This is a genomic window from Streptomyces sp. 4N509B (assembly GCF_052245655.1).
Taxonomy (GTDB): Bacteria; Actinomycetota; Actinomycetes; order Streptomycetales; family Streptomycetaceae; genus Streptomyces.
On sequence record NZ_JBQQBZ010000005.1, the window covers coordinates 263,266 to 282,780 of the forward strand.

Annotated in this window: 17 protein-coding genes; 16 read left to right on the forward strand and 1 reads right to left on the reverse strand. The window is 73.7% G+C overall.

All coding sequences use genetic code 11. From position 1 onward, the window contains the following. Positions 1-59 precede the first annotated feature (59 nt). The 9 genes from mltG (at position 60) to nusB (ending at position 8,924) form a co-directional block, all read left to right on the forward strand. Positions 60-1,808, forward strand: a complete 1,749-nt coding sequence (mltG, locus tag ACTWP5_RS08600) for an endolytic transglycosylase MltG (protein WP_443220176.1) — start codon at positions 60-62, stop codon at positions 1,806-1,808. Then, positions 1,808-2,725, forward strand: coding sequence for a shikimate dehydrogenase (locus ACTWP5_RS08605; RefSeq protein ID WP_443220177.1), 918 nt, complete (start codon positions 1,808-1,810; stop codon positions 2,723-2,725). Before mltG ends, ACTWP5_RS08605 begins: the two co-directional genes overlap by 1 nt. A gap of 160 nt (positions 2,726-2,885) precedes the next feature. Further along, positions 2,886-4,070 carry a chorismate synthase gene (aroC, locus tag ACTWP5_RS08610; RefSeq protein ID WP_443220178.1) on the forward strand — a complete coding sequence of 395 codons (1,185 nt, stop codon included), beginning with the start codon at positions 2,886-2,888 and terminating at the stop codon, positions 4,068-4,070. A 1-nt stretch (position 4,071) separates the two neighbouring features. After that, positions 4,072-4,599 (forward strand): shikimate kinase, encoded by a 528-nt coding sequence (locus tag ACTWP5_RS08615; RefSeq protein ID WP_443220179.1) that lies wholly within the window; start codon positions 4,072-4,074, stop codon positions 4,597-4,599. After that, positions 4,596-5,729, forward strand: coding sequence for a 3-dehydroquinate synthase (gene aroB / locus ACTWP5_RS08620; protein ID WP_443220180.1), 1,134 nt, complete (start codon positions 4,596-4,598; stop codon positions 5,727-5,729). Before ACTWP5_RS08615 ends, aroB begins: the two co-directional genes overlap by 4 nt. Further along, positions 5,726-6,667 (forward strand): AAA family ATPase, encoded by a 942-nt coding sequence (locus ACTWP5_RS08625; RefSeq protein WP_443220214.1) that lies wholly within the window; start codon positions 5,726-5,728, stop codon positions 6,665-6,667. Before aroB ends, ACTWP5_RS08625 begins: the two co-directional genes overlap by 4 nt. A 95-nt stretch (positions 6,668-6,762) precedes the next feature. After that, a complete protein-coding gene (locus tag ACTWP5_RS08630; protein ID WP_443220181.1) occupies positions 6,763-7,878 on the forward strand; it encodes an aminopeptidase P family protein in 1,116 nt (371 codons plus the stop codon). Between the two features lie 51 nt (positions 7,879-7,929). After that, positions 7,930-8,496, forward strand: coding sequence for an elongation factor P (efp, locus tag ACTWP5_RS08635; RefSeq protein ID WP_443220182.1), 567 nt, complete (start codon positions 7,930-7,932; stop codon positions 8,494-8,496). A 2-nt stretch (positions 8,497-8,498) separates the two neighbouring features. After that, positions 8,499-8,924, forward strand: coding sequence for a transcription antitermination factor NusB (nusB, locus tag ACTWP5_RS08640; RefSeq protein WP_443220183.1), 426 nt, complete (start codon positions 8,499-8,501; stop codon positions 8,922-8,924). Between the two features lie 188 nt (positions 8,925-9,112). On the opposite strand, the gene bldD is transcribed toward nusB, so the two are convergent. Then, positions 9,113-9,613, reverse strand: coding sequence for a transcriptional regulator BldD (gene bldD, locus ACTWP5_RS08645; RefSeq protein WP_443220184.1), 501 nt, complete (start codon positions 9,611-9,613; stop codon positions 9,113-9,115). A 200-nt stretch (positions 9,614-9,813) separates the two neighbouring features. Here bldD and pyrR point away from each other — a divergent pair, with 200 nt between their 5' ends. The 7 genes from pyrR to pyrF all read left to right on the forward strand — a co-directional run bounded on the left by pyrR (position 9,814) and on the right by pyrF (position 19,420). After that, the gene (gene pyrR / locus ACTWP5_RS08650) at positions 9,814-10,386 is read left to right on the forward strand and encodes a bifunctional pyr operon transcriptional regulator/uracil phosphoribosyltransferase PyrR (protein ID WP_443220185.1); all 573 of its coding nucleotides are present in this window, start codon (positions 9,814-9,816) and stop codon (positions 10,384-10,386) included. A 119-nt stretch (positions 10,387-10,505) separates the two neighbouring features. After that, positions 10,506-11,495 (forward strand): aspartate carbamoyltransferase catalytic subunit, encoded by a 990-nt coding sequence (locus ACTWP5_RS08655; RefSeq protein ID WP_443220186.1) that lies wholly within the window; start codon positions 10,506-10,508, stop codon positions 11,493-11,495. A 20-nt stretch (positions 11,496-11,515) separates the two neighbouring features. Continuing rightward, positions 11,516-12,826: a dihydroorotase gene (locus ACTWP5_RS08660; RefSeq protein WP_443220187.1), complete on the forward strand. Its 1,311-nt coding sequence runs from the start codon at positions 11,516-11,518 to the stop codon at positions 12,824-12,826. Between the two features lie 55 nt (positions 12,827-12,881). Continuing rightward, positions 12,882-14,054 (forward strand): glutamine-hydrolyzing carbamoyl-phosphate synthase small subunit, encoded by a 1,173-nt coding sequence (gene carA, locus ACTWP5_RS08665; protein ID WP_443220188.1) that lies wholly within the window; start codon positions 12,882-12,884, stop codon positions 14,052-14,054. Then, complete coding sequence (gene carB, locus ACTWP5_RS08670; RefSeq protein ID WP_443220189.1) at positions 14,047-17,364, forward strand: carbamoyl-phosphate synthase large subunit; 3,318 nt, start codon at positions 14,047-14,049, stop codon at positions 17,362-17,364. The genes carA and carB overlap by 8 nt, the downstream gene beginning before the upstream one ends. Further along, positions 17,361-18,548 carry a quinone-dependent dihydroorotate dehydrogenase gene (locus tag ACTWP5_RS08675; protein ID WP_443220190.1) on the forward strand — a complete coding sequence of 396 codons (1,188 nt, stop codon included), beginning with the start codon at positions 17,361-17,363 and terminating at the stop codon, positions 18,546-18,548. Before carB ends, ACTWP5_RS08675 begins: the two co-directional genes overlap by 4 nt. Then, positions 18,545-19,420, forward strand: coding sequence for an orotidine-5'-phosphate decarboxylase (gene pyrF, locus ACTWP5_RS08680; protein ID WP_443220191.1), 876 nt, complete (start codon positions 18,545-18,547; stop codon positions 19,418-19,420). Before ACTWP5_RS08675 ends, pyrF begins: the two co-directional genes overlap by 4 nt. The last annotated feature ends 95 nt before the right edge of the window (positions 19,421-19,515 follow it).

Below are 19,515 nucleotides of genomic sequence, written 5' to 3' on the forward strand. Positions count from 1 at the left end.
GCGCCGTCACGGCGGGGGACGCGGAGCGTGACGCACCGAACAGCCGTCAAAGGGGATCGATGACTGAGTATGGCCGGGGCCCCGGGTCCGAACCGTGGCAGCCCGACGACCCGCTGTACGGAGATCAGGGCTGGTCGGGGGGGAACGGTTGGGACTCGTACGGCGGCGGCCAGGCGGCCTCACCGCACGTCCAGCAGCCTCAGCAGCCGTATCCCGACCCGCAGTACGGGGAACAGCAGTACGCGGAGCAGCAGTACACCGACCAGCAGTACTACGCGCAGCCCCAGCCGAACGGCTGGGGAGAGACCACCGGTGACGTCTACGGCTCCGCGACCCCCTACGGCCACCCCACGCCCGCCCCCCACGACGGCGGCGCGTCCTACGGCGCGGGCGCCGTGTACGACCAGACCGCGGCCTACGACCTCTCAGGGTCCTACGCCCCGCCGACGCGGTACGACCAGTCCCCACAGCCCACCTCCTACGACCAGACCGCGCAGTACGACGCCGCCACCACCTACGAGCAGACCGCGCCGTACGCGCCCCCCGCCGCCCCCGCGCCCCACCCCGGGCACGACGCCCCGCCCGCCGCGGCCCCCCGCCGCGGCCCCGTCAGGCACGAGGCGGGACCCGACCCGGAGACCGGCTGGGACCCCGGACCCGACCAGGGCGAGAAGGACTTCTTCTCCCGCGGGGACGACGAGGACGACGAGGACGACCGCCGACCGGGCGGCCCGCGCGGCCGCCGCGCCTCCGCGGGCGCGGACCGGCCCAAACGCAGCCGCGGCGGCTGCGGCTGCCTGGTGCTCGCGACGATCCTCGTCGGCGGCGTGGTCGGCACCGGCTTCTACGGCTACCAGCTCTACCAGGACCGCTTCGGCCCCGCCCCCGACTACGCGGGCGAGGGCTCCGGCGAGATCCAGGTGGAGATCCCCGAGGGCGCCACCTCCTCCGACATCGGCAACATCCTCAGGGAGGCCGACGTCGTCAAGAGCCACGACGCGTTCGTCGAGGCCGCCACGGCCAACGAGGAGGCCGCCAGGAGCATCCAGCCGGGCGTCTACAGCCTGCGCCTTCAGATGTCGGCCGACTCCGCGCTGGAGATGCTGACCAACCCCGCCGCGCTCAACGTCCTGACCGTGCCCGAGGGCCTGCGCGCCACCCAGGTCTACGCGCTGATCGACGAGCGCCTCGGCCTGGCGGAGGGCACCACCGAGGACGTCGCCGCCGAGGCCGACCTGGGCCTGCCCGACTGGGCCGACGGCAACATCGAGGGCTTCCTCTTCCCCCACCGCTACGACGTGGGCGGGGAGACCACCCCCGAGGACCTGCTCACCGCCATGGTGGACCGCGCCGAGGAGGAGTTCGCGAGCATCGACCTCGCCAACGAGGCCGAGTCGCTCGGCATGACGCCCTACGAGGTGCTCACCGTCGCCTCCCTCATCCAGGCGGAGGCGCAGGAGCCGGAGGACTTCGGCAAGGTCTCCCGCGTGATCTACAACCGCCTCGACACGCCGATGCAGTTGGAGTTCGACTCCACCATCAACTACGCGATGGGCCGCTCCACCCTCGACACCTCGATCGAGGACACCCAGTACGACTCGCCGTACAACACCTACGTCCACGACGGCCTGCCGCCCGGCCCCATCGACAACCCCGGCCACCAGGCACTCGAAGCGGCGCTCGACCCCACCGAGGGTCCCTGGCTCTACTTCGTGACCGTCTCCGAGGGCGACACCCGCTTCACCGACGACTACGACGAGCACCTGCAGAACGTCGCGGACTTCAACGCCCAGCAGGGCGGGGACTGATGTCCCCCCGCCCCGACGAGCCGCCGACCCCGGGATCCCCGGCGCCCCCGGCGTCCTCGGTGCCCCCGCGCCGCCACCGTCCGTGCCGCGCGGCGGTGCTCGGCTCGCCCATCGCCCACTCCCTCTCCCCGGCGCTCCACCGCGCCGCCTACCAGGCGTTGGGCCTCGCGGAGTGGACCTACGGGCGCTTCCAGGTGGAGGAGACCGGCATCGGGGCCTTCCTGGAGGGGCTGGGCGCCGAGTGGGCCGGGCTGTCGCTGACCATGCCCCTGAAGCGCGCCGTCATCCCGCTGCTCGACGAGGTGAGCCCGACCGCGGCCTCGGTCGAGGCGGTCAACACCGTCGTGTTCGCCGAGGGCGGACGGCGGCGGGGCGAGAACACCGACATCCCCGGCATCGTGGCGGCCCTGCGGGAGCGCGGCGTGGACCGGGTGGAGCGCGCCGCCATCCTCGGCGCCGGCGCCACGGCCTCCTCCGCCCTGGCCGCCCTGACGCGGCTGTGCGCCGGCGAGATCACGGTCTACGTGCGCACCGCCGCCCGCGCCGTCGAGATGCGCTCCTGGGGCGAGCGCCTGGGCGCGAGAGTGCGGACCGCGGACTGGGCCGAGGCGCACCGGGGCCTGGCCGCGCCGCTGGTGGTCGCCACGACGCCGGCCGGCGCCACCGACTCGCTGGCGCAGGCGGTGCCGCCCGCGCCCGGCGTCCTCTTCGACGTCCTGTACGACCCCTGGCCCACCCCGCTCGCCGCGGCCTGGGAGAGCCGCGGTGGCCGGCTCGTCAGCGGCCTGGACCTCCTGGTCCACCAGGCCGTGCTCCAGGTCGAGCTGATGACGGGTCTGGCTCCCGGGCCCCTGAAGGAGATGCGGGAGGCCGGCGAGGCCGCCGTCGCCGCCCGTCACGGCGGCCCGGCGGCCTGAGGCGGGCGCCCCGGCCGCCCTGGCGCGGGCACCGGACCTGACCGGACCTGACCGGACCCGACCGGGCCGGACCCGAACCGAGGACCCGACCTGACGCGGGGCGCCTCGCGGTCCATGGGAGGATCGGTGACGTACCGCCGATGGACCTCAAGGAGCACCGTTGAGCAGGTTGCGCTGGTTGACCGCGGGGGAGTCGCACGGGCCCGCGCTGGTCGCGACCCTGGAGGGACTCCCCGCGGGTGTCCCCGTCACCACCGCCATGGTGGCCGACGCCCTGGCCCGCCGCCGCCTGGGCTACGGCCGAGGCGCCCGCATGTCGTTCGAACGTGACGAGGTGACCTTCCTCGGTGGCGTGCGGCACGGCCTGACCCTGGGATCGCCCGTGGCGATCATGGTGGGGAACACCGAGTGGCCGAAGTGGGAGAAGGTCATGGCCGCCGACCCGGTCGACGAGGCCGAGCTCGCGGGCCTCGCGCGCAACGCGCCGCTGACCAGGCCCCGCCCCGGCCACGCCGACCTCGCCGGCATGCAGAAGTACGGCTTCGACGAGGCCCGCCCCGTGCTGGAGCGTGCCTCCGCCCGCGAGACCGCCGCCCGCGTCGCGCTCGGCACCGTCGCCGCCTCCTACCTGCGGGAGACCGCCGGTATCGAGATCGTCTCGCACGTCGTCGAGCTCGGCGCCGCCAGGGCCCCGGGCGGCCTGGTCCCGGTGCCGGAGGACGTCGCCCGGCTCGACGCGGACCCGGTGCGCTGCCTCGACGAGGGCGCGAGCGAGGCGATGGTTGCCGAGATCGACCAGGCCCACAAGGACGGCGACACCCTCGGCGGTGTCGTCGAGGTCGTCGCCCACGGCGTGCCGGTCGGCCTCGGCTCCCACGTCCACTGGGACCGCCGGCTCGACGCCCGGCTCGCGGGCGCCCTGATGGGCATCCAGGCCATCAAGGGCGTGGAACTCGGCGACGGCTTCGAGCTCGCCCGCGTCCCCGGCTCCCGGGCCCACGACGAGATCGTCCCCACCCCCGAGGGCATCCGGCGCGCCACCGGGCGCTCCGGCGGCACGGAGGGCGGGCTCAGCACCGGCGAGCTCCTGCGCGTGCGCGCCGCGATGAAGCCCATCTCGACCGTGCCCCGCGCCCTCGCGACCGTCGACGTCACCACGGGCGAGGTCACCCGCGCCCACCACCAGCGCTCCGACGTGTGCGCCGTGCCCGCCGCCGGCATCGTCGCCGAGGCCATGGTCGCCCTCGTGCTCGCGGACGCCGTCGCCGAGAAGTTCGGCGGCGACAGCGTCGCCGAGACCCGGCGCAACGTCACCGGGTACCTCGAGAACCTGGCGGTGAGGTGAGATGACCAACGGCACCACCCGGCCCGCCGTGGTGCTTGTCGGGCCGCCGGGGTCCGGCAAGTCCACCGTTGGCGCGCTGCTGGCCGAGCGGCTCGGCGTGACGCTGCGGGACACCGACGCCGACGTGGAGCAAACCGCCGGCAAGCCCGTCTCGGAGATCTTCCTCCAGGACGGCGAGCCGCACTTCCGGGAGCTGGAGGCGGCCGCCGTGCGGGCCGCTGTCACCGGCCACGACGGCGTCGTCTCCCTCGGCGGCGGCGCCGTCACCAACGCCGCCACCCGCGCCCTCCTGACCGGGCTGCCCGTGGTCTTCCTCGACGTCCCCCTCGGCGACGCCATGAAGCGCGTCGGCCTCGACGCCCCGCGCCCGCTGCTGGCGCTCAACCCGCGGCAGCGGTGGCGCACCCTGATGGAGGAGCGCCGCCCGCTGTACACGGAGGTCGCACGCGCCGTCGTCGACACCGAGGGGCTCGCCCCCGAGGCGGTCGCGCAGGCGGTCCTCGACGCATTGGAGCTCACGTCCGCATGACCTCTCCCCGTTCCACGGCCGACGCCACGGGCCACGACCCGGGCGCCGTCACCCGCATCACCGTCGGACCCTCGGCCGGCACGGCGGCCTACGACGTGCTGGTCGGGCGTCGCCTGATGGGCGCGCTGCCCTCGCTCGTCGGAGAGCAGGCCACCCGGGTCGCGGTGCTGCACCCCAGGGCGCTCGCCGCGCTGGGCGAGGAGCTCTGCGCGGACCTGGCGGAGGCCGGGTACCGGGCGCTCGCCGTCGAGCTGCCCGACGCCGAGGCGGCCAAGACCGCCGAGGTCGCCGCCGCCTGCTGGGCCGAGCTCGGCCGCGCCGGGTTCACCCGCACCGACGTCGTCGTCGGCGTCGGCGGCGGCGCCACCACCGACGTCGCCGGCTTCGTCGCCGCCACCTGGCTGCGCGGCGTGCGCTGGGTCGCCGTGCCCACGACGGTGCTCGGCATGGTCGACGCCGCCGTCGGCGGCAAGACGGGCATCAACACGGCCGAGGGCAAGAACCTCGTCGGCGCCTTCCACCCCCCGGCGGGGGTCCTGTGCGACCTCGCGGCGCTGGACTCGCTGCCCACGGACGACTACGTCTCCGGGCTCGCCGAGGTCATCAAGGCCGGCTTCATCGCCGACCCCGTCATCCTCGACCTCGTCGAGGCCGACCCCGAGGCCGCCCGTCACCCGTCGGGCCCGCACACCGCGGAGCTCGTCGAGCGCTCCATCCGCGTCAAGGCCGACGTCGTCTCCGACGACCTGAAGGAGTCCGGCCGCCGCGAGATCCTCAACTACGGCCACACCCTCGGCCACGCCATCGAGAAGAACGAGCGCTACACCTGGCGGCACGGCGCGGCCGTCTCGGTGGGCATGGTCTTCGCCGCCGAGTTGGCCCGCGCGGCCGGGCGCCTGGACGACGCGACCGCCGACCGCCACCGCGCCGTCCTCGCCTCCGTCGGTCTCCCCGTCGCCTACGACGGCGCGCCGTGGCCGGACCTGCTGGAGGCCATGCGGGTCGACAAGAAGTCCCGCGGCGACCAGTTGCGGTTCATCGTGCTGGACGGCCTGGCGCGGCCGACGGTCCTTGAGGCACCGGACACGGAGCTGCTGCTGACGGCGCACGCCGGGGTCGCGGCCCGCTGAACCACACCGAGGCCGGACGCGTCCTAGCGTGTGGCGGGCACCCGCCGCGGGTACCGATCGTTCCCCGAACAGGGGGCACGCCGGGTACGGTATGTCACCGACCGAACGAACGCGCGGGCGCCGGTGGCCGCGCACACGAGGACCGTGCTGAGGACGAGGCCGCAGACGGTGCCCGACGACGACGGAGTGGGGAGCGGATGCAACAACCGGGTGGGATGCCAGTGCCACCCCCCGCGCCGCCGCGCGGCGTCGCGGGGCCAGCTCCGGCGCCGGAGCCGCACGGCGGCTCCGGCTCGACGACCGGCTTCTTCCAGCTGCCTCCGGGCGGCGTGGTGCCCGCGCCCCCGCCGGCGCCCGAGGCCGCCCGCCCCGACCCCTCACACGCCGGGGTCGCGGTACTGCTGATCGGCCCCGCCGGCGCGGGCAAGACGACCGTGGCCCGCCACTGGGCGGACCGTCGGCCGGTGCCGACCGCCCACATCAGCCTGGACGACGTGCGCGAGTGGGTCCGCTCCGGCTTCGCCGACCCGCGCGCCGGCTGGGACGACCGCTCCGAGGCCCAGTACCGGCTCGCCCGCCGCACCTGTGGCTTCGCCGCGCGGAACTACCTGGCCAACGGCATCTCCTGCATCCTCGACGACGCCGTCTTCCCCGACCGCCCCGCGGTGGGGCTCGGCGGCTGGAAGCGGCACGTGGGCCCCGGCCTGATCCCCGTGGTGCTCCTTCCCGGCCTGGAGATCGTGCTGGAGCGCAACGCGCAGCGCAGCGGCTCCCGCCGGCTGTCGGACGAGGAGGTCGCCACCATCCACGGCCGGATGGCCGGCTGGTACGGCTCCGGCCTGCCCATCATCGACAACTCCTGGCACGACGTCGCCACCACCGCGCGGATGCTCGACGAGGCCGTGGCCCACTCGCTGGCCAGCCCGCCGTCGTGGTAGTCCCGGCCCGTCGGGAGCGCACAGTCGTCCGGAAGCCCGCTCGTCCGGGCGTCCTTAAGGCGGCGTCCCGCCGCCGCGCTGCGTAGTCTCGACCCATGTCCGAGGTACACGCGGCCCGCCGCTCACGGCTGCGTGCCCGCTGCGCGTCAGCGAGCGGCACAGCCCTTGTCGTCTCACACCCCGCCAACGTCCGCTACCTGGCCGGGCCCGCGTCCCCCGGCGCCGCGCTGCTGCTGGGCCCCGGCGAGGACGACGTCCTGCTTGGTCACGGCGACATCGGCGGCGGGGAGCCCCGCGACGGCCGGTCGGCCGGGGAGGAGGGGCTGACCCGCTCGGTCACGGACGAGGGCACCGACCCGGCCCTGGCCGCCGTCGGCCTGGCGGCCAAGGCGGGCGCCGAGACCGTGGCGGTGGAGGAGCACCACCTGACCGTCGCGCGCCACCGCGCCCTGACCGCCGCCGTGCCCGGCATCCGCCTCACCGACCTGGAGTACGCCGTGGAGCGGCAGCGGCTGGTGAAGGACGAGGACGAGATCGCGGCGCTGCGCGTCGCCGCCGAGATCACCGACCGGGCGCTGGGGGAGCTGCTGGAGTCCATCCTCGTGGGCCGCACCGAGCGTCACCTCGCGCTGGAGCTCGAACGCCGCCTGATCGACCACGGCGCCGACGGGCCCGCCTTTCCCACCTCGGTGGCCACCGGCGTCCACTCCGGCCTCGCCGACCACCGGCCGACCGACCGGCGGGTGGAGGAGGGGGACTTCCTCTCCGTCCGCCTGGGGGCGCGGTTTCGCGGGTACCGCTGCCAGATCGGCCGCACCTTCGTCATCGGCACCAGCCCGGAGGACTGGCAGATCGAGCTCTACGAGCTGGTCTTCACCGCCCAGCGGGCGGCCAGGGAGGCGCTCGCCCCGGGCACGGAGTGCCGGGCCGTGGACGCGGCGGCCCGGGGCGTGCTGGCCGCCGCCGGGCACGGCGAGGCCCTCGGCCCCGTCACCGGGCGGGGTGTGGGACTGGAAATCGGGGAGGACCCTCGGCTCTCACCCGTCGCCATGGGTAAACTTGGCGCCTGTGTGCCGGTCACCGTTGAGCCCGGGGTGCATCTTCCGGGCCGGGGCGGTGTGCGAATCGATGACACACTCGTCGTCCGCTCCCGGGCGGACGGCGGTCCTGAGCTACTCACCATCACGACCAAGGAGCTCCTCGCGCTGTGAGGGGGCGCCCTGGTCGTCGTCCCACGCAGCAGTCTGTAGGAGATCCTGGCCGTGGCCACCACGAACGACCTGAAGAACGGCATGGTGCTCAAGCTCGACGGCGGCCAGTTGTGGTCCGTTGTCGAGTTCCAGCACGTCAAGCCCGGTAAGGGCGGCGCCTTCGTACGCACCAAGCTCAAGAACGTGCTCTCCGGCAAGGTGGTCGACAAGACCTTCAACGCCGGCACCAAGGTCGAGACGGCCACCGTGGACCGGCGGGGGATGCAGTTCTCCTACAAGGACGGTGCCGACTTCGTCTTCATGGACACCGAGACGTACGAGCAGCTCCCGATCACGCCCGAGACGGTGGGCGAGGCCGCCAACTACCTGCTGGAGGGCCAGGACTGCACGGTCGCGATCTACGAGGGCAACCCCCTGTTCATCGACCTGCCCGCCGCCGTCGAGCTGGTCGTGGAGTACACCGAGCCGGGCGTGCAGGGTGACCGTTCGACGGGCGGCACCAAGCCGGCCCGCCTGGAGACGGGCTACGAGATCGGTGTGCCGCTCTTCATCACCACGGGAGAGAAGATCAAGGTCGACACCCGCTCCGGCGAGTACCTCGGCCGGGTGAGCAGCTAACCGTGGCAGCCCGCAGCAAGGCCCGCCAGCGCGCCCTGCAGATCCTCTTCGAAGCCGACCAACGCGGCAGCACCCCGACTGACGTCGTGAGTGACTGGGTCAGGCTCGCCGCCACGGACGACCGCCAGCCCCGCGTCAGCGAGTACACGCGGCTGCTGGTGGAGGGATACCAGGAGCGGGCCGAGCGGATCGACGAGCTGATCGCCCAGTACACGATCGGCTGGCCCCTCGACCGCATGCCCGTCGTGGACCGCAACATCCTGCGGCTGGCCACGTTCGAGCTGATCTGGCACGACGAGACGCCCGACGCCGTGGTCCTCGACGAGGCCGTGCAGCTGGCCAAGGAGTTCTCCACCGACGACTCGCCGGCCTTCGTCAACGGCCTCCTCGGCCGCCTGAAGGACCTCAAGCCCTCCCTGCGGCGCTGAGGCGCCGCCTCAGGGCCCTCGAACAGGTCCTCGAACGGAAGACCCCCGCTCGCGCCCCGTGGCTCCCTCACGGGGCGCGAGCGTCGCCGGCGTGACGGGCCGCGTCAGCCCGTCACCGCCCGGCGTGCGCTCGTGCTGCTCGACGGAGGGCGACGGTGACGGCGCCCCCGGTGATCGTCAGCCCGACCTCAGGCTTCCTCGGTCTGCACCGCCCGGCGCGCGTCCGCGCCCAGCACGCCCCAGCCGATCAGCTGCTCGGTCAGCACGGAGGGCGACTGGTCGTAGATCACGGCGAGGGTGCGCAGGTCGTCCTGGCGGATCGAGAGCACCTTGCCGTTGTAGTCGCCGCGCTGGCTCTGGATCGTCGCCGTGTACCGCTGGAGCGGACCGGCCTTCTCGCTGGGCACGGTGGCCAGCCGCTCCAGGTCGAGCACGAGCTTCGGCGGCGGCTCGGCGGCGCCACCAGGCGTCGAACCCGGCAGCAACTCCTGCACGGGAACGCCGTAGAAGTCGGCCAACTCGGCAAGGCGCTGGACGGTCACGGCGCGGTCGCCGCGCTCGTAGGAGCCGACCACGACCGCCTTCCAACGGCCCTGGGACTTCTCCTCGACCCCATGGAGCGACAGCCCCTGCTGGGTGCGGATGGCACGGAGCTTGGTTCCGAGCTGTTTCGCGTATTCGCTGGACATGTGTCTCCCCGGATGGCTAAGTCGTAACTCAAAGTGAGGTTACGCAGCGTAATTTGGTCTCGTCAAGCGGAACCGGCAGAGATGCCGCTGACCTGCGGCGACGCGAGCGGCGCCAGACGCGCCTGGTAGTGTGGGCTCCGATACGACCCGACGTCCTTTAAGGCCCGTCCCGTGAGGCGGGGAAGGAGGTCAGCACCACCATGGCAACGAACGACCAGACACCACGCCCCGTACTCGAGGCGCCGGACATCGCGCGGGCCCTGACCCGCATCGCCCACGAGATCGTCGAGCGCGCCAAGGGCGTCGACGACGTCGTCCTCCTGGGCATCCCCACCCGCGGCGTACACCTCGCCAGCCGACTCACCGGCCTGCTCGCGAAGATCGCCGGCCACCCCGTGCCCACGGGCTCCCTGGACATCACCATGTACCGGGACGACCTGCGCATGCGCCCCGCCCGCGCCCTGGCACGCACGGAGATCCCCCCCACCGGCGTCGACGGCCGGCTCGTCGTCCTCGTCGACGACGTGCTCTTCTCCGGCCGCACCATCCGCGCGGCGCTCGACGCGCTCAACGACATCGGCCGCCCCCGCGCCGTGCAGCTCGCGGTCCTCGTCGACCGAGGCCACCGGGAGCTGCCGATCCGCGCCGACTACGTCGGCAAGAACATTCCCACCTCACTGCGCGAGACGGTCAGGGTCCTGCTGACCGAGCAGGACGGTCGCGACGGCGTGCTTCTAGGCGTCCGCGACCGAGCCCCGGCCGCAGAGCGGTAGCGTCCCCGCGCGTCCCCCGCGCCACGACGCGACCCTGCACCGCCCCGCGTTACCCAAGGACCCGGCTTCGCCATGCCAGCTCGCCCGACCCACCCGACGGCACCAACGGAGGGCACCAGATGAAGCGCCATCTCATCTCGGCCACCGACCTCACCCGCGATGACGCCGTGCTGATACTCGACACCGCCGAGGAACTCGCCCGCGTCGCGGACCGGCCGATCAAGAAGCTGCCCACCCTGCGGGGGCGTACCGTCGTGAACCTCTTCTTCGAGGACTCCACCCGGACGCGAATCTCCTTCGAGGCGGCCGCCAAGCGGCTGTCGGCCGACGTGATCAACTTCTCCGCCCGGGGGTCGTCCGTCTCCAAGGGCGAGTCGCTGAAGGACACCGCGATGACGCTGGAGGCGATGGGCGCCGACGCCGTCGTCATCCGCCACCACGACTCCGGCGCCCCCCACCGCCTGGCCACCTCCGGATGGATCCGCGGCAGCGTGATCAACGCGGGGGACGGCACCCACGAGCACCCCACCCAGGCGCTGCTCGACGCCTTCACGCTCCGCCGCCGCCTCGCCGCCGAGGCCGGGGGAGAGGCGACCGGCGGCGACCTCTCGGGCCGGCGCGTCACCATCGTCGGTGACATCCTCCACAGCCGCGTCGCCCGCTCCGGCGTCCGGCTGCTGACCACCCTCGGCGCCGAGGTCACCGTCGTCGCCCCGCCCACGCTCCTGCCGATCGGCGTGGAGCGGTGGCCCTGCGAGGTCGAGTACCACCTCGATCCGGTGCTCCCGAAGTCGGACGCTGTCATGATGCTGCGCGTCCAGCGGGAACGGATGAACGCCGCGTACTTCCCGACGGAGCGTGAGTACGCCCGCCGCTACGGGCTGGACGCCCCCCGGATGGCCCGCATGCCCGACCACGCGGTGGTGATGCACCCCGGGCCGATGAACCGCGGCATGGAGATCACCGCCGAGGTCGCCGACTCGCCCCGCTGCACCGCCGTCGAGCAGGTCGCCGGCGGCGTGAGCGTCCGGATGGCCGTCCTCTATCTGCTCCTCGGCGGGGCGTTCCCCGAGGACCTCCCCGCCCCCACCACCGACCACACCGCATGACACCGCACGAAGGAGGGCGCGTGAGCCCGAGCAGCGAGAACCACCCCCGGCGGACCCTGATCCGCGCCGCGAGCGTCCTGGGCGGTCCACCCCGCGACGTGCTCGTCGAGGACGGCCTCGTCGCCGAGGTGGGCGACGGCCTCACGGCGCCCGGCGCAGCCGTGGTCGAGGCCGAGGGCCTGGTCCTGCTGCCCGGCCTGGTCGACCTCCACACCCACCTGCGGGAGCCGGGCCGGGAGGACTCCGAGACGGTGCTCACCGGCACCCGCTCGGCGGCCGCCGGCGGCTTCACGGCCGTCCACGCCATGGCCAACACCTTCCCCGTCGCCGACACCGCCGGCGTCGTCGAGCAGGTCTGGCGCCTGGGCAGGGACTCCGGGTACTGCGAGGTGCGGCCGGTCGGCGCCGTCACCGTGGGTCTCGAGGGCAAGCAGCTGGCCGAGCTCGGCGCCATGCACGAGTCGGCCGCGGGGGTCGTCGTCTTCTCCGACGACGGGCGCTGCGTGGACGACGCCGTCATCATGCGGCGGGCCCTGGAGTACGTGAAGGCGTTCGACGGCGTGATCGCCCAGCACGCCCAGGAGCCGCGCCTGACCGAGGGCGCGCAGATGAACGAGGGCGTGGTCTCCGCCGAGCTCGGTCTCGCCGGCTGGCCGGCCGTCGCCGAGGAGGCGATCATCGCCCGCGACCTGCTGCTGGCCGCGCACGTGGGCTCGCGGCTGCACGTCTGCCACCTGTCGACGGCCGGCTCCGTGGAGCTGGTGCGCTGGGCCAAGTCCAAGGGCTGGCAGGTCACGGCCGAGGTCACCCCGCACCACCTGCTGCTGACCGACGAGCTGGTCCGCTCCTACGACCCGGTGTACAAGGTCAACCCGCCGCTGCGCACCGAGCGGGACGTCCTCGCGCTGCGCGCCGCGCTGGCCGACGGCACCATCGACTGCGTCGCCACCGACCACGCGCCCCACCCGCAGGAGGACAAGGACTGCGAGTGGGCGGCCGCGGCCATGGGCATGACCGGCCTGGAGACCGCGCTGCGCGTCGTCCAGCACACCATGGTGGACACCGGGCTGCTGGACTGGGCGGGAGTCGCCGACCGGATGTCGGCCCGCCCCGCCACCATCGGCCGCGTCGCCGGCCAGGGCCGCCCCGTCGCGCCGGGCGAGCCCGCCCACCTGACGCTGCTGGACCCCACCCACCGGGCCCCGGTGGACCCCGCCCGCCACGTCTCCCGCAGCCGCAACAGCCCCTACGCCGGGCGCGAGCTGCCCGGCCGGGTGACCCACACCTTCCTCCACGGCAGGCCCACTCTCGTGGACGGAGAGCTCACATGACCCGCGGCACACCACCCACACCCACGTCCCCGCCAGACCCCCAGGAGGGTGCCCGATGACCACCGCCTCCCGCACCGCTCCCGCCGCGCGCCGGCCGTCGCGCGGCCGAGCCCCGGCCCTGCTGGTCCTGGAGGACGGCCGGACCTTCCGCGGACAGTCCTACGGCGCGGTCGGTGAGACCTTCGGCGAGGCGGTCTTCGCCACCGGCATGACCGGGTACCAGGAGACCCTCACCGATCCGTCCTACCACCGGCAGGTGGTCGTCATGACCGCCCCCCACGTGGGCAACACCGGCGTCAACGACGAGGACCCCGAGTCCCGCCGCATCTGGGTCGCCGGGTACGTCGTCCGCGACCCCGCCCGCGTCCCCTCCAACTGGCGCTCGGTGCGTACCCTCGACGAGGAGCTCGCCGCCCAGGGCGTCGTCGGCATCAGCGCGGTCGACACCCGAGCCCTCACCCGTCACCTGCGGGAGCGCGGCGCGATGCGGGCCGGGATCTTCTCCGGGGAGGCCCTCGCCGGCGCCGACGAGGACACGCTGCGCCAGCGGGTGCTCGCCTCCCCGCCCATGGCCGGCGCGGACCTCGCGCCGGAGGTGGCCACGACCGAGCCGTACGTCGTCCCCGCCCTCGGCACCAGGCGGCTGACCGTCGCGGCCGTGGACCTCGGCATCAAGGGCATGACCCCCCACCGGATGGCCGAGCGCGGCATCGAGGTCCACGTCCTGCCGGCCACCGCCACGCTGGAGCAGGTCTACGAGGTCGCCCCGGACGGCGTGTTCTTCTCCAACGGCCCCGGCGACCCCGCCTCCGCGGACCAGCCGGTGGAGCTGATGCGGGGGGTGCTGGAGCGGCGCACACCGCTGTTCGGCATCTGCTTCGGCAACCAGATCCTGGGGCGTGCCCTCGGCTTCGGCACCTTCAAGCTGAAGTACGGCCACCGCGGCATCAACCAGCCCGTGAAGGACCTGGCCACCGGCAAGGTCGAGGTCACCGCCCACAACCACGGCTTCGCCGTGGACGCCCCGCTCCACGAGGTCTCCGCCACCCCCTTCGGCCGGGTGACGGTCTCGCACGTCTGCCTCAACGACGACGTCGTCGAGGGGCTGCGGCTGCTGGACCGGCCGGCCTTCAGCGTCCAGTACCACCCCGAAGCCGCCGCGGGTCCGCACGACGCGGCCTACCTCTTCGACCGCTTCGTCTCCCTGATGGAGGGTGAGCGTGCCTAAGCGCACCGATATCACATCAGTCCTGGTCATCGGCTCCGGCCCCATCGTCATCGGCCAGGCGGCCGAGTTCGACTACTCAGGCACCCAGGCCTGTCGGGTGCTGAAGTCCGAGGGCCTGCGGGTCATCCTGGTGAACTCCAACCCGGCGACGATCATGACCGACCCCGAGATCGCCGACGCCACGTACGTCGAGCCGATCACCCCGGAGTTCGTCACCAAGATCATCTCCAAGGAGCGGCCCGACGCGCTGCTGCCGACCCTCGGCGGCCAGACCGCGCTGAACGTCGCCGTCGCGCTCTACGAGAACGGCACCCTGGACGCCCACGGCGTGGAGCTGATCGGCGCCAGCGTCGAGGCGATCGGCAAGGGCGAGGACCGCGAGCGCTTCAAGCAGGTGGTCGAGGCCGTGCGCGCCAGCATCGGCCACGGCGAGTCGGCCCGCTCCGTGATCTGCCACTCCATGGACGACGTCATCGCCGGCGTCGACGGGCTCGGCGGGTACCCCGTGGTGGTCCGCCCCTCCTTCACCATGGGCGGCGCCGGCTCGGGCTTCGCCCACGACGAGGAGCAGCTGCGCCGCATCGCCGGCCAGGGCCTTGCCCTCTCGCCGGTGGGGGAGGTGCTGCTGGAGGAGTCCATCCTCGGCTGGAAGGAGTACGAGCTGGAGCTGATGCGCGATCGCAACGACAACGTGGTCGTCGTCTGCTCCATCGAGAACCTCGACCCCATGGGGGTGCACACCGGCGACTCGATCACGGTCGCGCCCGCCATGACCCTGACCGACCGCGAATACCAGATCCTGCGGGACATCGGCATCGCCGTCATCCGCGAGGTCGGCGTCGACACCGGCGGCTGCAACATCCAGTTCGCCGTCAACCCCGACGACGGCCGCGTCGTCGTCATCGAGATGAACCCCCGCGTCTCCCGCTCCTCCGCCCTGGCCTCGAAGGCCACCGGCTTCCCCATCGCCAAGATCGCGGCCAAGCTCGCCATCGGGTACACCCTCGACGAGATCCCGAACGACATCACCGGAGAGACCCCCGCCTCGTTCGAGCCGACCCTCGACTACGTCGTGGTCAAGGTGCCGCGTTTCGCGTTCGAGAAGTTCCCGGCGGCCGACCCCTCGTTGACCACCACCATGAAGTCGGTCGGCGAGGCCATGGCGATCGGACGGAACTTCACCGAGGCGCTCAACAAGGCGCTGCGCTCGATCGAGCGCCCCGGCGCCCCGTTCGACTTCGCCGACGACCCCGACCCGGCGGAGAAGGACGCGCTGCTGGCCGCCGCGGCCACGCCCACCGACGGCCGGCTGACCACCCTCATGCGGGCCGTCCGCGCCGGCGCGAGCGCCGTCGACCTCGCCCGCGCCACCGGCATCGACCTGTGGTTCACCGACCAGCTCTGCCTGATCAACGAGGTGGCCCAGGACCTGGCCGCCGCCGACCGGCTCAGCCCCGAGCTGCTGGTCGACGCCAAGCGTCACGGCTTCTCCGACGCGCAGATCGCCGCGATCCGCGGCCTGAAGGAGGACGTGGTGCGCGAGCTGCGCCACGCCCTCGGGGTCCGCCCGGTCTACAAGACCGTCGACACCTGCGCCGCGGAGTTCGCCGCCCGCACCCCGTACCTGTACTCCTCCTACGACGAGGAGACCGAGGTCACCCCCCGCGAGCGCCCCGCCGTCATCATCCTGGGCTCGGGACCCAACCGCATCGGTCAGGGCATCGAGTTCGACTACTCCTGCGTGCACGCCTCGTTCGCCCTGGCCGACGCCGGCTACGAGACGGTGATGGTCAACTGCAACCCCGAGACCGTCTCCACCGACTACGACACCTCCGACCGGCTCTACTTCGAGCCGCTGACCCTGGAGGACGTGCTGGAGATCGTGCACGCCGAGACCCAGGCGGGCCCGGTCGCCGGCGTCATCGTCCAACTCGGCGGCCAGACCCCCCTCGGCCTCGCCCAGGCGCTGAAGGACAACGGCGTGCCCATCGTCGGCACCCAGCCCGAGGCGATCCACCTCGCCGAGGAGCGCGGCGCCTTCGGCCGTGTCCTGGCCGAGGCCGGCCTGCCGGCGCCCAAGCACGGCACGGCGTTCTCCTTCGAGGAGGCCAAGGCCATCGCCACCGGCATCGGCTACCCGGTGATGGTCCGCCCCTCCTACGTCCTGGGCGGGCGCGGCATGCGGATCGTCTACGACGAGCCCAGCCTGGCCGAGTACCTCACGCACCACGCGGGTCTGATCAGCACCCACCCCGTGCTCATCGACCGCTTCCTCGACGACGCCATCGAGATCGACGTCGACGCCCTGTTCGACGGCGAGGAACTCTACCTCGGCGGCGTGATGGAGCACATCGAGGAGGCCGGCATCCACTCCGGCGACTCCGCCTGCGCGCTGCCCCCCATCACCCTCGGCGGCCACGACATCAAGCGGCTGCGGACCTCCACCGAGGCCATCGCCCGCGGCGTCGGCGTGCGCGGCCTGATCAACATCCAGTTCGCGCTGGCCGGGGACATCCTCTACGTCCTGGAGGCCAACCCCCGCGCCTCCCGCACCGTCCCCTTCACCTCCAAGGCGACGGCCGTCCCCCTGGCGAAGGCCGCCGCCCGCATCTCGCTGGGCGCCACCGTCGCCCAGCTCCGCGCCGAGGGGCTGCTGCCGGCCCAGGGCGACGGCGGCACCCTCCCGCTGGACGCGCCGATCTCCGTCAAGGAGGCGGTCATGCCGTTCTCCCGCTTCCGCGACGTCCACGGCCGGGGCGTGGACACCATCCTCGGCCCCGAGATGCGCTCCACGGGCGAGGTCATGGGCATCGACGCCGTCTTCGGCACCGCCTACGCCAAGTCCCAGGCCGCGGCGTACGGCGCGCTGCCCGTCAAGGGCCGGGCGTTCGTCTCCGTCGCCAACCGCGACAAGCGCGCGATGATCCTGCCCGCCCGCGCCCTGGCCGACCACGGCTTCGAGCTGCTGGCCACCTCCGGCACGGCCGAGGTGCTCAAGCGCAACGGCATCCAGGTCACCGTGGTCCGCAAGCACGGCGAGGGCGAGGGCCCCGACGGCGAGCCCACCATCGTGCAGCTCATCCACGACGGGCAGGTCGACCTCATCGTCAACACCCCCTACGGCACCACCGGACGCCTGGACGGGTACGACATCCGCACCGCGGCCGTCGCCCGGGGCATCCCCTGCCTGACCACCGTCCAGGCCCTGGCCGCCGCCGTGCAGGGCATCCACGCCCTGACCAGGGGCGACGTGGGTGTCCGCTCCCTGCAGGACCACGCACGCCACCTCACGGGGAAGCGAGACCGGTGAGGCGCGTGACCCCGTACGGCCTGCTGTTCGCCGCGGTGCTGCGCCGGCTCGACGCCGAGCGGGCGCACCACCTCGGCTTCGGGCTGATCCGCGCCGTGGCGCGGGTGCCCGGCCTGCGCGCCGCGGTGCGGCGCGTCCTGGCGCCGCGCCACCCCTCGCTGCGCGTCACGGCGTTCGGCCGTCGGCTGCCCGGCCCGTTCGGCCTGGCAGCCGGCTTCGACAAGAACGCCACCGGCGTCGCGGGCCTGGCGATGCTCGGCTTCGACCACGTGGAGATCGGCACCGTCACGGCCCGGCCCCAGCCGGGCAACCCCACCCCGCGGCTGTTCCGGCTCGCCCGCGACCGGGCGCTGGTCAACCGCATGGGCTTCAACAACGACGGCGCCGACGCCGTCGCCGCCCGCCTCGCCCGCCGCCCGGCGGGCGTCACGGTCGGCGTCAACATCGGCAAGACCAAGGTCGTCCCCGAGTCGGAGGCGGTCGCCGACTACGTCGCCACCACCCGACTGCTGGCCCGCCACGCCGACTACCTCGTGGTCAACGTCTCCTCCCCGAACACCCCGGGCCTGCGGAACCTCCAGGCCACCAGCCTGCTGCGCCCGCTGCTGGCCGCGGTCCGCGCCGAGGCCGGCGAGGACGTGCCGCTGCTGGTGAAGATCGCGCCCGACCTGGCCGACGAGGACGTCGACGCCGTCGCCGACCTCGCCGTCGAGCTGGGCCTGGCCGGCATCATCGCCACCAACACCACCATCTCCCGGGAGGGCCTGAGCACGCCGGCCACGGAGGTCGAAGCGCTCGGCGCCGGCGGCCTGTCCGGCGCCCCGCTGGGCGACCGTTCCCTGGCCGTGCTGCGCCGGCTGTACGCGCGCGTCGGGGACCGCCTCACCCTGGTGGGCGTGGGTGGCGTGCAGACCGCCGACGACGCCTGGCGCCGCATCCTCGCCGGCGCCACCCTCGTCCAGGGGTACACCGGCCTCATCTACGCCGGTCCCACCTGGCCCCGCGCGATCCACCGCGGCCTCGCGCGGCGGCTGGCCGCCAGCCCCTTCGCCACCCTCGCCGAGGCCGTCGGCTCCGACGTGCGAGTGGACGCGCGAGCGGAGGCGGGCGCGCCCGCGCGGCCCGCCCGTGGCGAGGACCCCCGCCCCGCCCACCCCACCACGACACGGCAGGATCCCGCATGACGCCCCCGACGCCCGAGCCCTTCGGCGCCCGCCTGCACCGCGCCACCCGGAGCCGCGGCCCCCTCTGCGTGGGCATCGACCCGCACCCCGGCCTGCTGGCCGCCTGGGGGCTGCCCGACGACGTCGGCGGCCTGGAGCGCTTCACCCGCACCACCGTGGAGGCACTCGCGGGGGTGACGGCCGTGCTCAAGCCCCAGTCCGCGTTCTTCGAGCGCCACGGCTCGCGCGGCGTCGCCGTCCTGGAGCGGGCGATCGCCGAGGCCCGCTCCGAGGGCGCGCTGGTGCTGCTGGACGTGAAGCGCGGCGACATCGGCTCCACCATGACGGCCTACGCCGCCGCGTACCTGGAGGACGGCTCCCCGCTGCGCGTCGACGCCGTCACGCTCAGCCCGTACCTCGGCTTCGCCTCGCTGCGGCCGGCCCTCGACCTGGCCAGGGCGCGCGGCGCCGGCGTCTTCGTGCTGGCCCGCACCTCCAACCCCGAGGGCGCGGAGGTGCAGACCGCCCGCACGGCGGAGGGCCCCGTGGTCGCCCGGCGGGTGCTCGCGCACCTGGCCGCGGAGAACGCGGACGCCGCGCCGCTGGGCTCCTTCGGCGCCGTCGTCGGCGCGACGCTCGACGGGGGCGACCCGGCACTCGGCGACGCGTTGGCGATCAACGGCCCGCTGCTCGCGCCCGGCCTCGGCGCCCAGGGCGCCACCGCCGAGGACCTGCCAAGGGTCTTCGGCGCGGCGCTGCCCGCCGTCCTGCCCAGCGTCAGCCGCGGGATCCTGCGCCACGGACCCTCCGCGGCAGCGTTGCGTGACGCCGTCGAGCGGGAGAGCGAGCGGATCGCACGGGTGCTCGCCGCGGGCGTCAACGGATCGTCCTGACATCGTCACTCCGGGGTCACGTTGGTGGCTCCCGGGGCCTCAGTGGTAGAGAAATGTCCGAAAAGCCGGGATGGATTCTCAGCTGACCAGGACTT

Coding starts and splice junctions, on each gene's coding strand:
- mltG (WP_443220176.1), top strand. CDS start 60: ATGACTGAGTATGGCCGGGGCCCCGGGTCCGAACCGTGGCAGCCCGAC.
- ACTWP5_RS08605 (WP_443220177.1), top strand. CDS start 1,808: ATGTCCCCCCGCCCCGACGAGCCGCCGACCCCGGGATCCCCGGCGCCC.
- ACTWP5_RS08615 (WP_443220179.1), top strand. CDS start 4,072: ATGACCAACGGCACCACCCGGCCCGCCGTGGTGCTTGTCGGGCCGCCG.
- aroB (WP_443220180.1), top strand. CDS start 4,596: ATGACCTCTCCCCGTTCCACGGCCGACGCCACGGGCCACGACCCGGGC.
- ACTWP5_RS08630 (WP_443220181.1), top strand. CDS start 6,763: ATGTCCGAGGTACACGCGGCCCGCCGCTCACGGCTGCGTGCCCGCTGC.
- bldD (WP_443220184.1), bottom strand. CDS start 9,613: ATGTCCAGCGAATACGCGAAACAGCTCGGAACCAAGCTCCGTGCCATC.
- pyrR (WP_443220185.1), top strand. CDS start 9,814: ATGGCAACGAACGACCAGACACCACGCCCCGTACTCGAGGCGCCGGAC.
- ACTWP5_RS08655 (WP_443220186.1), top strand. CDS start 10,506: ATGAAGCGCCATCTCATCTCGGCCACCGACCTCACCCGCGATGACGCC.
- carA (WP_443220188.1), top strand. CDS start 12,882: ATGACCACCGCCTCCCGCACCGCTCCCGCCGCGCGCCGGCCGTCGCGC.
- pyrF (WP_443220191.1), top strand. CDS start 18,545: ATGACGCCCCCGACGCCCGAGCCCTTCGGCGCCCGCCTGCACCGCGCC.